The 13452-nt window shown below is 66.6% G+C and carries 10 protein-coding genes; 5 read left to right on the forward strand and 5 right to left on the reverse strand.

What is annotated here, in order from left to right:
- The first annotated feature begins 285 nt into the window (after positions 1–285).
- From VG543_RS18060 to lpdA, 5 genes are all read left to right on the forward strand, one after another.
- Positions 286–1701, forward strand: a complete 1416-nt coding sequence (locus tag VG543_RS18060; protein WP_423178109.1) for a JmjC domain-containing protein — start codon at positions 286–288, stop codon at positions 1699–1701.
- 11 nt (positions 1702–1712) lie between these two features.
- Complete coding sequence (locus VG543_RS18065) at positions 1713–2609, forward strand: GNAT family N-acetyltransferase (protein WP_423178111.1); 897 nt, start codon at positions 1713–1715, stop codon at positions 2607–2609.
- A 187-nt stretch (positions 2610–2796) separates the two neighbouring features.
- On the forward strand, positions 2797–5628 hold the full coding sequence (locus VG543_RS18070) for a 2-oxoglutarate dehydrogenase E1 component (RefSeq protein WP_019660410.1): 2832 nt from the start codon (positions 2797–2799) through the stop codon (positions 5626–5628).
- Positions 5629–5669: 41 nt separating this feature from the next.
- A complete protein-coding gene (gene sucB, locus VG543_RS18075) occupies positions 5670–6869 on the forward strand; it encodes a dihydrolipoyllysine-residue succinyltransferase (RefSeq protein ID WP_019660411.1) in 1200 nt (399 codons plus the stop codon).
- A gap of 63 nt (positions 6870–6932) precedes the next feature.
- Complete coding sequence (gene lpdA / locus VG543_RS18080; protein ID WP_423178112.1) at positions 6933–8369, forward strand: dihydrolipoyl dehydrogenase; 1437 nt, start codon at positions 6933–6935, stop codon at positions 8367–8369.
- Positions 8370–8514: 145 nt separating this feature from the next.
- Here the strand turns inward: lpdA and VG543_RS18085 are convergent, their stop codons facing one another.
- The 5 genes from VG543_RS18085 to asnB all read right to left on the reverse strand — a co-directional run bounded on the left by VG543_RS18085 (position 8515) and on the right by asnB (position 13449).
- Positions 8515–8763 carry a hypothetical protein gene (locus VG543_RS18085; protein WP_134735836.1) on the reverse strand — a complete coding sequence of 83 codons (249 nt, stop codon included), beginning with the start codon at positions 8761–8763 and terminating at the stop codon, positions 8515–8517.
- Positions 8760–8972, reverse strand: a complete 213-nt coding sequence (locus tag VG543_RS18090; RefSeq protein ID WP_021203037.1) for a hypothetical protein — start codon at positions 8970–8972, stop codon at positions 8760–8762. The genes VG543_RS18085 and VG543_RS18090 overlap by 4 nt, the downstream gene beginning before the upstream one ends.
- A 263-nt stretch (positions 8973–9235) precedes the next feature.
- Positions 9236–10666 carry a replicative DNA helicase gene (locus tag VG543_RS18095; protein WP_019660415.1) on the reverse strand — a complete coding sequence of 477 codons (1431 nt, stop codon included), beginning with the start codon at positions 10664–10666 and terminating at the stop codon, positions 9236–9238.
- Positions 10667–10878: 212 nt separating this feature from the next.
- Positions 10879–11439: an NADPH-dependent FMN reductase gene (locus VG543_RS18100; protein WP_423178113.1), complete on the reverse strand. Its 561-nt coding sequence runs from the start codon at positions 11437–11439 to the stop codon at positions 10879–10881.
- 66 nt (positions 11440–11505) lie between these two features.
- Positions 11506–13449, reverse strand: coding sequence for an asparagine synthase (glutamine-hydrolyzing) (gene asnB, locus VG543_RS18105; RefSeq protein ID WP_171952823.1), 1944 nt, complete (start codon positions 13447–13449; stop codon positions 11506–11508).
- Positions 13450–13452 lie beyond the last annotated feature (3 nt).

A 13452-nucleotide genomic window follows, 5' to 3' on the forward strand; every position in this document is an offset into this window, starting at 1 on the left:
CTGCAAGTACGTCCCTGTAAGCTTGGCCGCCGCATGGATGCGGCGGCCAAGCTTACAGGGACGTACTTGCAGCGTCCTCCGCGCAGCCCACCCGCCCGGCCAAGCCCATGAAGCCGGTCGACTAACAGTCGACCCTACCAAGCTGTCGCCACGAGGGGCTCCGCCGTTGGCCGGACACCCCGCGACAAACCACCGCACGTGCGCAATCCCGACGAACGGCGGACAATGGAACCCTTGGCGGCCCGCCACGCCGCCCCTCCCGCTTTCCGCTGCAAGGATTCCCCCATGGCCGCCCGCAAGTCCTCCGCCCCCCTGATCGAAGTCACCGCCCGCCCCGGCCAGCCGCTGGGCATCGCGCCGGCCACCTTCCTGCGCGACTTCTGGCAGAAGCGCCCGCTGCTGATCCGCAACGCCTTCCCCAATTTCCAGACCCCGGTGCAGCCGGAAGACCTGGCCGGGCTGGCCTGCGAGGAAGGCGTGCTGGCGCGCCTGATCGAGCACGACAAGACCCAGGACGACTGGCGCGTGCGTACCGGCCCGTTCCAGGAAGACGTGTTCCCCGCCCTGCCCGACCACGATTGGACCCTGCTGGTGCAGGACGTGGACAAGTGGGACCCGGACGTGCGCGCCCTGATCGAGCACTTCAGCTTCCTGCCGCGCTGGCGCATGGATGACGTGATGATCAGCTTCGCCGCCACCGGCGGCTCGGTCGGCGCCCATGTCGACCAGTACGACGTGTTCCTGCTGCAGGCCCACGGCCATCGCCGCTGGCAGATCGATGCCAGCGAATCGATCAAGGGCAGGCAGCCGCCGCTGGGCTTCCGCCCGGACGTGGAGCTGAAGCTGCTGAAGGTGTTCAAGCCCACCCACGACTGGGTGCTGGCGCCGGGCGACATGCTCTACCTGCCGCCGAACGTGCCGCACCACGGCGTCGCCGAAGACCCCTGCCTGACCTTCTCCTTCGGCATGCGCGCGCCCTCTTCGGCCGAGCTGATCAGTGACTATCTGGACACCCTGATCGCCGATGCCGACGAGAACATCCGCTACCAGGATGCCGACCTCAAGGTGCCGGCCGACCCGAACGAGATCGACACGGTGGCGATGGCGCGGGTGATCACCGCGCTCAACGCCATCCGCATGAACGACCCGGACAAGCTGGGTGACTGGTTCGGCCGTTTCATAACCACCTACCGCGCCGCCGGCGAAGTGATGGCTCACCAGGCCGCTCCCGCACCGGAGGAAGTGGTCCAGGCCCTGGCCTCGGGCCTGCTGCTGCAGCGTCACCCCTGGGCGCGCCTGGCCTGGCGCCGGGCCAAGCGTGGCGCCAGCCTGTACGTCAGCGGCCAGGACTTCGCGCTGCCGGTGAAGGACGCGCAGCGCCTGGCCGGCGCCGAGCAGCTCGATGCCGCCGCCTATCGCGGGCTGTCCGACAAGGGCCGCGCGGTGGTCCAGCAGCTGTTGGCCGGTGGCGTGTTCCAGCTGATCGATCCGAACGAGGTGTATGACGCTGAAGATGAGGATGACGGCGAAGACGCCGTGGTGCTCGGCGAAGTGGTTGAAGGCCGTGACCGTGTCGACGCGATCGACGCCGACGCGGTGTCCGACGATGTCCACACCGTGACCGTGCACGACGACGGCATCGAGGTCATCGTAAACTTCGAGGATCACGACGAAGACGACAGCGACGACGGTCGCGCCTGAGCCCTGCCGCCATGGTCCGGGTCCAGCAGGTCAGCCACGCCGACGCCCACGTTGCCATCCACGACGTGCGCCAACGCGTGTTCGTGCAGGAACAGGGCATCGCCGCCGAACTGGAACGCGACGCGCTGGACCCGGTCAGCGCCCATGTGCTGGCGCTGGACGCCGAAGGCCTGCCGGTCGGCACCGGCCGCCTGGCCCCCGATGGCCGCATCGGTCGCATGGCGGTGCTGGCCGACCATCGCAGCCAGGGCGTCGGTGAGGCCCTGCTGGAGGCACTGGTGGAGGCCGGGCGCCGGCTCGGCCTGGCCGAACTGCACCTGCACGCCCAGCTGCCCGCCCGCGACTTCTATGCCCGCCAGGGCTTCCTGCCCAAGGGCGAGGTGTTCGAGGAGGCCGGCATCGGCCACCAGCAGATGCGGCGGCGGCTGGGCGCGGCCAGCGCCATCGACAGCCGCGCCGAGGCCGTGGCGGCCACTACCGCCGTCATTCACCGCGCCCGTCGCCAGCTGTGGCTGCACAGCCGCCAGCTCGACCCGGGCCTGCTCGACACGCCTACGGTGCAGGCCGCGCTGCGCCGCTTCGTCACTGCCCGCCACGACAAGCAGCTGCGGGTGATCGTGCACGATGCCGCTGCGATCGCCGCTGCCGGCGCCCCACTGCTGGCGCTGGCCCAGCGCCTGCCCAGCGTGGTCCGGTTCCGCGAGGTCAGCGATCCGGTCGACCGTGCGTTGGCCTCGGCCTGCCTGCTCAACGATGCGGGCGACTTCTACTTTCGTCTGATCGGCCATCGCCTCGACGGCGAGGCCGGCATCGCACTGCCTGCACGTTCGCAGCCGTTCGAGCAGCAATTGCTGCGTGTCTGGGACCGTTCGCGCGATTGCAGCGAACTGCGCGCGCTCGGCATCTGAGCCGGCGCCGCCGACCCAACCTGTCTGGAACCGGCACCCGGGGACGCGGGTTGCCTGCGGCAATGCCCCTTCGTGGCCCGTTGGGGGTACAATTTGGCTGTTTGAACGCGCCCGCGCAGGGCTATTCATCATTCCTGCCGGGTCCTTCTGAAGCCATACCCCACAAAGCGAATCAACACCCTCCATCGTGGACAATCAACTGAAGCAGTTTGCGCAATCTTCGCAACTCGCCGGCGGAAACGCCTCCTATGTCGAGGACCTGTACGAGCAGTACCTGGTCTCCCCGGATAGTGTCGATCCCAAATGGAAAACCTACTTCGATGGCTTCAAGGGCCGTGAAGCAGGTGACATTCCGCACTCGGCCGTCATCTCCCACATCGCGGACGCGGCCAAGGATGCGCTGAAAGCTGGCACCGGCAGCGGTGCGGGCGACGAGCGCGAGCGCAATGTCGGTCGTCTGATCACCGCCTACCGCTCCCGCGGCCACCTCGACGCCCGCCTGGACCCGCTGGGCCTGGCCGCACCGGTCAACACCCCGGACCTGGGCCTGCCGTTCCACAGCCTGTCCGATGCCGACCTCAACAGCGAGTTCAGCACCGGCGGCGTCGGCGGCCAGCCGCGCATGAAGCTGCGCGACCTGCTGGCACGCCTGAAGGCGACCTACACCGGCTCGATCGGTGCGGAGTTCATGCACATCTCCGAGGTCGAGCAGCGCCAGTGGATCTACAAGAAGCTGGAAGCGGCCGGTGGCAACTACCAGCTGGACGCTGACACCCAGCGCCGCACCCTGGAGCGCCTGACCGCGGCCGAAGGCCTGGAGCGCTACCTGCACACCAAGTACGTCGGCCAGAAGCGCTTCTCGCTGGAAGGCGGCGACTCGCTGATCCCGATGATGGACACCATCATCCGCAGCGCCGGCAAGGATGGCGTCAAGGACGTGGTGATCGGCATGGCCCACCGCGGCCGCCTGAACGTGCTGGTCAACACCCTGGGCAAGAACCCGCGCAAGCTGTTCGACGAGTTCGAGGGCAAGTTCGAGCACGACGAGCACGCTTCGGCCGGCGACGTGAAGTACCACATGGGCTTCTCCGCCGACGTCGCCACTGAAGGCGGCCCGGTGCACCTGGCGCTGGCGTTCAACCCGTCGCACCTGGAAATCGCCGACCCGGTCGTGGCCGGTTCCGTGCGTTCGCGCCAGGAGCGCCGCAAGGACACCGCCCGCAAGCAGGTGATGCCGATCCTGATCCACGGCGACGCGGCCTTCTCCGGCCAGGGCGTGGTCATGGAGCTGTTCCAGATGTCGCAGGCCCGCGGCTTCGCCGTCGGTGGCACCGTGCACATCGTGGTCAACAACCAGGTGGGCTTCACCACCTCCAACCCGCTGGATACGCGCTCCACGCGCTATGCCACCGACGTGGCGAAGATGATCGCCGCGCCGGTACTGCACGTGAACGGCGATGATCCGGAAGCGGTGGTGTTCGCCGCGCAGCTGGCCTTCGAGTTCCGCCAGAAGTTCGCCAAGGACGTGGTCATCGACCTGATGTGCTACCGCCGTTGGGGCCACAACGAGGCCGACGAACCGGCAATCACCCAGCCGCTGATGTACCAGGTGATCCGCAAGCACCCGACCACCCGCGAGATGTACGCCGAGCAGCTGGAGAAGGCAGGCGTGATCGCCGCCGGTGCCGGCAAGGCGATGGTCGATGCCTACCGCGAGAAGCTGGACGCCGGTGAAGTGACCACCGAACTGGCCAAGGTCGAGAAGACCCCGCCGAGCAGCCCGCTGTTCGTCGATTGGCCGAAGCTGCTGGAAGGCAAGCTGTCCGACCCGGTCTCGACCAAGGTCGAGAAGAACAAGCTGGTCGAACTGGCCAGGCTGATCAACACCATCCCGGACGAAGTGCAGCTGCACTCGCGCGTGGCCAAGGTCTACGACGACCGCCGCAAGATGGCCGCCGGCGAGATTCCGGGCGACTGGGGCTTTGCCGAGAACCTGGCCTACGCCACCCTGCTCGACGAAGGCCATGCACTGCGCCTGGTCGGCCAGGACGTCGGCCGCGGTACGTTCACGCACCGCCACGCGATCCTGCACGACCAGAAGACCGACAACTACTACATGCCGCTGCGGCAGCTGGTGGATTCGCCGGAGAAGGCCACCGTCATCGACTCGCTGCTGAGCGAAGAAGCGGTGATGGCCTACGAATACGGCTTCTCCACCACCGATCCGAACACGCTGTGCATCTGGGAAGGCCAGTTCGGCGACTTCGCCAACGGCGCCCAAGTGGTGATCGACCAGTTCATCGCCGCCGGTGAAGCCAAGTGGGGCCGCATTTCCGGCCTGACCCTGCTGCTGCCGCACGGCTATGAAGGGCAAGGCCCCGAACACAGCTCGGCGCGCCTGGAGCGCTTCCTGCAGCTGTGCGCGCTGGAGAACATGCTGGTGGTCGTGCCGTCGACTCCGGCCCAGGCCTTCCACATGCTGCGTCGCCAGCTGCACATGACCACCCGCAAGCCGCTGGTGGTCATGTCGCCGAAGTCGCTGCTGCGCCACAAGCTGGCGGTGTCGACCCTCGACGAGCTGGCCAACGGCGAGTTCCAGCACCTGATCGGCGACGCCAATGCCGACGCCAAGAAGGTCAAGCGCGTGGTGCTGTGCTCGGGCAAGGTCTACTACGACCTGCTGGAGGACCAGACCAAGCGTGGCCAGGACGACGTGGCGATCATCCGCGTGGAGCAGCTGTATCCGTTCCCACGTGCACTGCTGGCTGCCGAACTGAAGAAGTACGGCAAGGCCACCGACGTGGTGTGGACACAGGAAGAACCGCAGAACCAGGGTGCGTGGTACCAGATCCGCCACCACCTGCAGTTCTGCCTGGCCGATGGCCAGAACCTGCACTACGCCGGTCGCGCACGTTCGGCCTCGCCGGCTGCCGGTCACATGGCTGACCATGTCCGCGAGCAGCAGCAGCTGATCGCCGACGCACTGGTCAACCCGTTCAACGACCAGGTCGCTGAATAACTCTCCCCCCTATTTAGAAGACAAACCAGGAAGCTCCCGCAATGGCCACCGAAGTCAAAGCCCCGGTACTGCCCGAATCCGTCGCCGACGGCACCATCGCCACCTGGCACAAGAAGGTGGGCGACGCCGTCAAGCGCGACGAAAACCTGCTTGACCTGGAAACCGACAAGGTCGTCCTGGAAGTGCCGTCGCCGGTTGACGGCGTGCTCAAGGAAATCAAGTTCAAGGAAGGCGATACCGTGACCTCCAGCCAGGTCGTGGCGATCATCGAAGAAGGCGCCGTAGCTGCGGCTCCGGCCCCGGCCGCTGAAGAGAAGAAGGCTGAAGCCGCACCGGCCGCCGCTGCTCCGGCCGCTGCCGCTGCGCCGGCCCCGGCTGCCAAGTCGGCCGCCGACGCGCTGCCGCCGGGCGCCCGCTTCACCGCCATCACCGAAGGCGTGAACCCGGCCGACGTCGACGGCACCGGCCGTCGTGGCGCGGTGACCAAGGAAGACATCGTCAACTTCGCCCGCAACGGCGGCGCCGGCAAGGCCGGTGGCGCACGTCCGGAAGAGCGCGTGCCGATGACCCGCATCCGCAAGCGCATTGCCGAGCGCCTGATGGAGTCGAAGAACTCCACCGCCATGCTGACCACCTTCAACGAAGTCGACCTGTCCAAGGTTTCGGCCGCGCGCAAGGAACTGCAGGACGAGTTCGTCAAGGCCCACGGCATCAAGCTGGGCTTCATGAGCTTCTTCGTGAAGGCCGCCGCCAACGCGCTGCAGCGCTTCCCGCTGGTCAATGCCTCGATCGACGGCGACGACATCATCTACCACGGCTACTCGGACATCTCGATCGCCGTCTCGACCGAAAAGGGCCTGGTCACGCCGGTCCTGCGCAACGTCGAGCGCATGTCGTTCGCCGACATCGAGAAGACCATCGCCGACTACGCCAAGAAGGCACGTGACGGCAAGCTGGGCCTGGAGGAACTGCAGGGCGGCACCTTCACCGTGACCAACGGCGGCACCTTCGGTTCGCTGCTGTCGACCCCGATCATCAATCCGCCGCAGAGCGCCATCCTGGGCATGCACGCCATCAAGGAGCGCCCGATCGCCCAGAACGGCCAGGTCGTGATCGCGCCGATGATGTACCTGGCGCTGTCCTACGACCACCGCATCATCGACGGCAAGGACTCGGTGCAGTTCCTGGTGGACATCAAGAACCAGCTGGAAAACCCGGGCCGCATGCTGTTCGGCCTGTAAGAAACCTCCCGCCCCTCCGCGCCTGCGCGGAGGGGTTCTGGTAATGCATCAAGGAATAATTCAATGGCTGAACAATTCGACGTCGTCGTCATCGGTGCCGGCCCGGCCGGTTACCACGCTGCCATCCGCGCGGCCCAGCTGGGCCTGAAGACCGCCTGCATCGACGCAGCGCTGGGCAAGGACGGCAAGCCGGCCCTCGGCGGCACCTGCCTGCGCGTGGGCTGCATCCCGTCCAAGGCGCTGCTGGATTCCTCGCGCCAGTTCTGGAACATGGGCCACATCTTTGGCGACCACGGCATCAGCTTCAAGGATGCCAAGATCGACGTCGAGGCGATGATTGGCCGCAAGGACAAGATCGTCAAGCAGTTCACCGGCGGCATCGGCATGCTGTTCAAGGCCAACAAGGTCGCCGCCTATTACGGCTTCGGCCAGCTGCAGCCAGGCAACGTGGTCAAGGTGAAGCAGCACGACGGTTCGGAAGTCGAGCTGAAGGGCACCAACGTCATCATCGCGGCCGGTTCGGATTCGATCGAGCTGCCGTTCGCCAAGTTCGACGGCGAGACCATCGTCGACAACGTCGGCGGCCTGGACTTCACCGAAGTGCCGAACCGCCTGGCGGTGATCGGCGCCGGCGTGATCGGCCTGGAACTGGGCAGCGTGTGGAAGCGCCTGGGCGCTGAAGTGACCATCCTGGAAGCCATGCCGGAGTTCCTGGCCGCTGCTGACGCCGAAGTGGCCAAGACCGCTGCCAAGGAGTTCAAGAAGCAGGGCCTGGACATCAAGCTCAATGCCAAGGTTTCCAGGACCGAGATCACCGGCAAGGGCAAGAAGAAGGAAGTCATCGTCACCTACACCGACGCCGAAGGCGAAAAGACCCTGACCGTGGACAAGCTGCTGGTGGCCGTGGGCCGTCGCGCCGCCACCAAGGGCCTGCTGGCCGAAGGCACCGGCGTCAAGGTCAACGAGCGCGGCCAGATTGAAGTCGATGCGCACTGCCACACCGGCGTCGACGGCGTGTGGGCGGTCGGCGACTGCGTGCGCGGCCCGATGCTGGCGCACAAGGGCTTCGAGGAAGGCATCGCGGTGGCTGAGCTGATCGCCGGCCTGCCGGGCCACGTCAACTTCGACACCATTCCGTGGGTCATCTACACCGAGCCGGAACTGGCCTGGGTCGGCAAGACCGAAGCCCAGCTGAAGGCCGAGGGCATTCCGTACAAGGCCGGCAGCTTCCCGTTCGCCGCCAACGGCCGTGCCGTGGCGATGATCGAGCCGGCGGGCTTCGTGAAGATCCTGGCCCATGCCGAAACCGATCGCATCCTCGGCATGCACCTGGTCGGCGCCAACGTCTCCGAGCTGGTGCACGAAGGCGTGCTGACCATGGAATTCAGCGGCTCGGCCGACGACCTGGCCCGCATCTGCCACGCCCACCCGTCGCTGTCGGAAGTGATCCACGACGCGGCGATGGCGGTCAGCAAGCGCGCCATCCACAAGGCGAACTGATCGTTCGCGGGTTGTGCCGGCCGCTGGCCGGCATGGCCGGATGCAAGGAACCCCGCTTCGGCGGGGTTTTTTGTTGCTCATTTCCCTGTAGTGCCGAGCCCACGCTCGGCTGCCCTGCACAGGCCGCCGAGCATTGGGCTCGGCGCTACACCTTTCCGGCCGGCTTCTTCGGCGGATCGTCACAGATGCGGTGCTGGACCACGGTTCCACCCGCCTTCCACTCCTTCACCACCCGGCAGCGCTCCCTGGGCTTGACCGCCCTGGCCGCTGCAGCATCCGCCTCATCGGCAGCGGCGGCCTGCTGTCGTTCCAGCCATGCGGACGACGGTGACACCGGTGTGGCCGGTGCCGGCCCCGCAAGCAATGCCAGCGCGACCAGCATCACCGCCCTCATGCCGCCACCGGGCCGCCGCCGAGCAGGCGCGCGGGCAGCATGAACAGCGCGCGCAGGAACGCAAACAGCGCCGAGAACGTGATGCCGACCAAGCGGAACGGCAGGCTCAGCAACCAGACAAACGGCCACGCGATCAGGGCGAGGACCGCCAGCGGCCAGCACAGCACGAACAGCACGCACCACACACCGAGCGCGAACAGGGTCTTCATCACGGTCTCCTTGTGGCGGCACCTTGCCGCCTGCCGACACGTTGGCGCCCTGCCCTTGCCGCGCGCAAACGGTTTGCGACGAAACCGGGCTGGGGGCGATGAAACCGACCCAGCGCCGGTGCAACGCCGAGCCCATGCCCGGCTGCGCTTCGTGGCGACCGCATGGAACCGGCGCTGCACGGGGGCGCTGACAGCGGCTCCTGCCGCTGCCTTGGGCTCTACAGCGCCCGATGGCGGTTGCCGGCCAACGGCCGGCACGACGGTTACTCGAACGAACCGACCGAATCGTGGGCCAGGTTGTCGAATCGGGTGTATTCGCCAAAGAACTTCAGCTTGCACGAACCGGTCGGGCCACCACGGTGCTTGCCGATGATGATCTCGGCCAAGCCCTTGTCTGGCGAATTTTCCTTGTTGTAGTAATCGTCGCGGTAGATGAAGACGATCATGTCCGCGTCCTGCTCGATTGCGCCCGATTCGCGAAGGTCGGCCATCACCGGGCGCTTGTCGGTACGCGTTTCCAGCGAGCGGTTGAGCTGCGACAACGCGATCACTGGAACGTTCAGTTCCTTGGCCAGGCCCTTCAGCGAACGCGAGATTTCCGAGATTTCAGTCGCGCGGTTCTCGCTGTTGCCCGGCACGCTCATCAGCTGCAGGTAGTCGATCACCACCAGGCCCAGGTCATGCTCGCGCTTGAGGCGGCGGCACTTGGAACGCAGCACTTCAGGCGACACGCCGGGCGTGTCGTCGATGAAGATCTTGGTTTCCTTCAGCATCTTGATCGCGCTGGTGACACGGCTCCAGTCCTCGTCTTCCAGCTGGCCGGTACGCAGGCGCTGCGCGTTGATGCGGCCATTGGAGGAAATCAGGCGCATTGCCAACTGCGCGGCCGACATTTCCATCGAGAACACGGCCACGCCTTTCTTCGATTTGATCGCTGCGTACTCGGCGATGTTCAGTGCGAAGGTGGTCTTGCCCATGGCCGGGCGCGCGGCAAGGATGATCAGGTCGGTCGGCTGCAGGCCGGAGGTCATTGCGTCGAAATCGGTATAACCGGTCGGCAGGCCGGTAATGTTGCCGCCGTTCTCGAAACGACTGCGCAGCTCTTCGAAGGCATCCTTCAGTGCACCGGGCATCGCCACGAAATCGGTACGGCCGCGTGCGCCCTGTTCGGCGATGGCGAACACGCTCTTTTCTGCCGAGGCCAGCAGCTCGCTGCTGTCACGCCCTTCGGGCTGGAAGCCGTCGTTGACGATATCCGTGCCGACCTGGATCAGCTGCCGCAGCACCGCCTTGTCACGCACGATCTCGGCATAGGCCACGATGTTGGCGGCTGACGGCGTGGTACTGGCCAGCTCGACCAGGTAGGCGCCATCACCCACCAGTTCCATCTTGCCCTGCGATTCGAACCACTCGCCCAAGGTCACCGCATCGAACGGCCGCTCGCGCTCGGACAGCTCACGGATTGCGCGATAGATCATCTGGTGGTCGCGGCGGTAGAAGTCGCTTTCGGTCAGCTGGTCATTGACCCGGTCGTAGGCCTCCGGGGCCAGCATCAGGCCACCCAGCACCGCCTGCTCGGCTTCCACCGAATGCGGCGGTACCCGCAGCTGGTCGATGCGCGACTCGTCGCGTTCGCGATCGAAGCCATCACCGCGCTCTCTGCGGTTGGAACGGAAGCCGGGGCGAGCGGACATGCTGCGATGTTTCCTGCAAAAGTGGGCGAGACGAGTGTAGGCATGTGCCGCCCCCGGCGGCGATGGACAAGCCTGTGGATAAACCGTGGGAAAACGGGGGATATCCGCCGGTACCTGGCCAGACTGGCGTGGGAGCGTCGCACTGCCTGCGACGGGCGCCGTTGCGGCGCCCGAGCACGCATTATCGCAGATGGGGGTGTCGACCGCTGGCGTCAATCGCCCTTGACGTGCACCGCGATCAGCGCCAGGAACCGGTCCATATAGCCCTGCAGGAATTTCTGCGTGCCCTCGTTGTGGACCGTGCCGTCGGCATCGATCAGGCCGTCCTTGAAATGAATGAATGCCTCTGGCTGGCCGAGCACGTGCATGTCCAGGAAGGCCAGGCTGTTGCGCAGATGCTGCTGGGCCACGGCGGTGCCGATCTGGCCGATGGAGGCGCCGATCACCGCCGCCGGCTTGCCGGCAAACGCACTGTCACCATACGGGCGCGATCCGATATCGATGGCGTTCTTGAGCACGCCGGGCACCGACCGGTTGTACTCGGGTGTCACGAACAGCACCGCGTCGGCGGCGCGCACCTGGTCCTTCAGCCGGGTGCCCTGCGGCGGATAATCGGCGTCGAAATCCTGGTCGTACAACGGCAGATCGCCGATCTGCACATACTGGAAGCGCGCGCGATCACCGGCGAGCTTCTCCAGCGCATGGGCCAGCTTGCGGTTGCAGGAATCCTTGCGCAGGCTGCCAACGAACACGGCGATGGTGGAGACGGACATCGGGACATACTCCTCACGGTGCGGGAGCACCAGCCTAGTCGCCGGGCCCTTGCAGGCCGGTGAAGATCAGCCGCCCGTCACGCCCGCGCGCACCTGCCGCCAATGCGCCTGCCACGCCTGGAACATCAGCACGTTCCACAGATGGGTATGCCACTTGCGCTGGCCGCCGAGGAACTGCTGCCACAGCGGCTGTATGGCGGCCGCCGACAGCACGCCCTCCCGCTCCAGCCGTGCCGCCTGCAACAGGTCTTCGGCCCACGGCCGCAGGTCGCCCTTCAGCCAGTCACTGACCGGTGCGCCGAAACCGCGCTTGGGACGGTGCACCATCGACTGCGGCACATAACGGCCCAGCACGCGCTTGAGCAGCACCTTGCTGGTGGTCTCACTGCGCTTGAAGCCCAGCGGCAGCGACCAGGCGAACTCGGCCACGCGTGAATCCAGCAACGGTGCGCGCGCTTCCAGGCTGACCGCCATCGAGGTCCGGTCGACCTTGCACAGCAGATCATCCGGCAGGTAGGTCAGGTAATCGGCCAGCATCATCGCGTCGGCCGGTGTGCCGGCGCCGTGCAACGGATCGGCCAGATCATAGAAGCTGCCGGCAGCCTGCGCGCCCGGCACTGCCGCTGTCGGGTCGCGCCAGCGCGAGATGCGGTTGCGGTACACGTCACCGATGCCACGCGCGCCGGACTCGGCCAACAGCGCGGCCAGGCCGCCGGTACGCGAGGCCTCGCCCTGCTGCTGGGAGCGCGCGCCCATCCAGCGCCGCAGCGGCCCAGGCACGCGCCCCAGCATCTGCCAGTTGCGCAGCGCGCGCACATAGCGGGTGTAGCCGAAGAACAGTTCATCGCCACCATCGCCGGAAAGCGCCACGGTCACGCCCTGCCGCGCCAGCCGGGCGACCAGCGCGGTCGGTACCTGCGAGGCATCGGCGAAGGGTTCGTCAAACATCGCCGGCAACTGCGGCACCACCGCCAGTGCATCGGCGCCACTCACGTAGAGTTCGGTGTGGTCACAGCCCAGGTGCGCGGCCAGTTCCTTGGCCAGCGGCGCCTCGTCGTGGCTCGAATCGGTAAATCCGATGCTGAAACTGTGCACCGGCTGCCCGCTCTGCGCCTGCATCAGCGCCGCCACCAGCGACGAATCGGTACCCCCGGACAGGAACACGCCCACCGGCACGTCGGCCACCATGCGCAGCGCCACTGCGTCGCGCAGCAGCCCGTCCAGCTGCTCCTCGGCCTCCTCGATGCGGCCCTGGAACGGCGCAGCCAGCGCCGCCTGCATGCGTGCACGTGCATCCCAGTAGGGGCGCTGCGCCTGTTCCGGGCGATGCGCCGAAGCGCCCGCCGCCACGGCTTCGGCATCCAGGCGCAGCACGCGGCCCGGCATCAGCTTGTAGCAGCGCTGGTGGATGCTGTGCGGGGCTGGAATGTAGTCCAGCCGCAGCAGCAGGGTCAGTGCGTCACGGTCGATGTCGTTGTCGAAGGCCGGGTGCTGCCACAGCGCCTTCAGTTCGGAGCCGAACACCAGGGTGTCCCCGGCCCAGCCGTAGTACAACGGCTTCTTGCCAACGCGGTCGCGGGCCAGCCACAGGCATTGCTGCTGGCGGTCCCACAGCGCGATGGCGAACATGCCGTTGCAGCGCTGCAGGGTGTCTTCCATGCCCCATTGCAGGATCGCTGCCAGCAGCACCTCGGTGTCGGAGTGACCACGGAAGACATGCCCCAATGGCTCCAGTTCTGCACGCAGGGCAGCGAAGTTGTAGACCTCGCCGTTGTACGCCATCACATAGCGGCCGTCGGCCGAAGCCATCGGCTGGTGGCCCAGCGGCGACAGGTCGAGAATGCTCAGGCGACGGTGTGCCAGCGCGATGCCTGCACCGGCATCGACCCAGTTGCCGCCATCATCCGGCCCGCGATGGTGCAGCGCTTCGCCCATGGCCAGCACCTGCGCCTGCAGTAGCTCGGCCGACGCCACAGGCGCCGGCAACAACATTCCCGCCAATCCACACATGCA

The organism is Stenotrophomonas sp. CASM101 (genome assembly GCF_049384845.1).
Taxonomy (GTDB): Bacteria; Pseudomonadota; Gammaproteobacteria; order Xanthomonadales; family Xanthomonadaceae; genus Stenotrophomonas; species Stenotrophomonas hibiscicola.

Bases quoted from the DNA above. Each gene is read 5' to 3' on its own strand.
- VG543_RS18060 (WP_423178109.1), top strand. From the start codon at position 286: ATGGCCGCCCGCAAGTCCTCCGCCCCCCTGATCGAAGTCACCGCCCGC.
- VG543_RS18065 (WP_423178111.1), top strand. From the start codon at position 1,713: ATGGTCCGGGTCCAGCAGGTCAGCCACGCCGACGCCCACGTTGCCATC.
- sucB (WP_019660411.1), top strand. From the start codon at position 5,670: ATGGCCACCGAAGTCAAAGCCCCGGTACTGCCCGAATCCGTCGCCGAC.
- lpdA (WP_423178112.1), top strand. From the start codon at position 6,933: ATGGCTGAACAATTCGACGTCGTCGTCATCGGTGCCGGCCCGGCCGGT.
- VG543_RS18085 (WP_134735836.1), bottom strand. From the start codon at position 8,763: ATGAGGGCGGTGATGCTGGTCGCGCTGGCATTGCTTGCGGGGCCGGCA.
- VG543_RS18090 (WP_021203037.1), bottom strand. From the start codon at position 8,972: ATGAAGACCCTGTTCGCGCTCGGTGTGTGGTGCGTGCTGTTCGTGCTG.
- VG543_RS18095 (WP_019660415.1), bottom strand. From the start codon at position 10,666: ATGTCCGCTCGCCCCGGCTTCCGTTCCAACCGCAGAGAGCGCGGTGAT.
- VG543_RS18100 (WP_423178113.1), bottom strand. From the start codon at position 11,439: ATGTCCGTCTCCACCATCGCCGTGTTCGTTGGCAGCCTGCGCAAGGAT.
- asnB (WP_171952823.1), bottom strand. From the start codon at position 13,449: ATGTGTGGATTGGCGGGAATGTTGTTGCCGGCGCCTGTGGCGTCGGCC.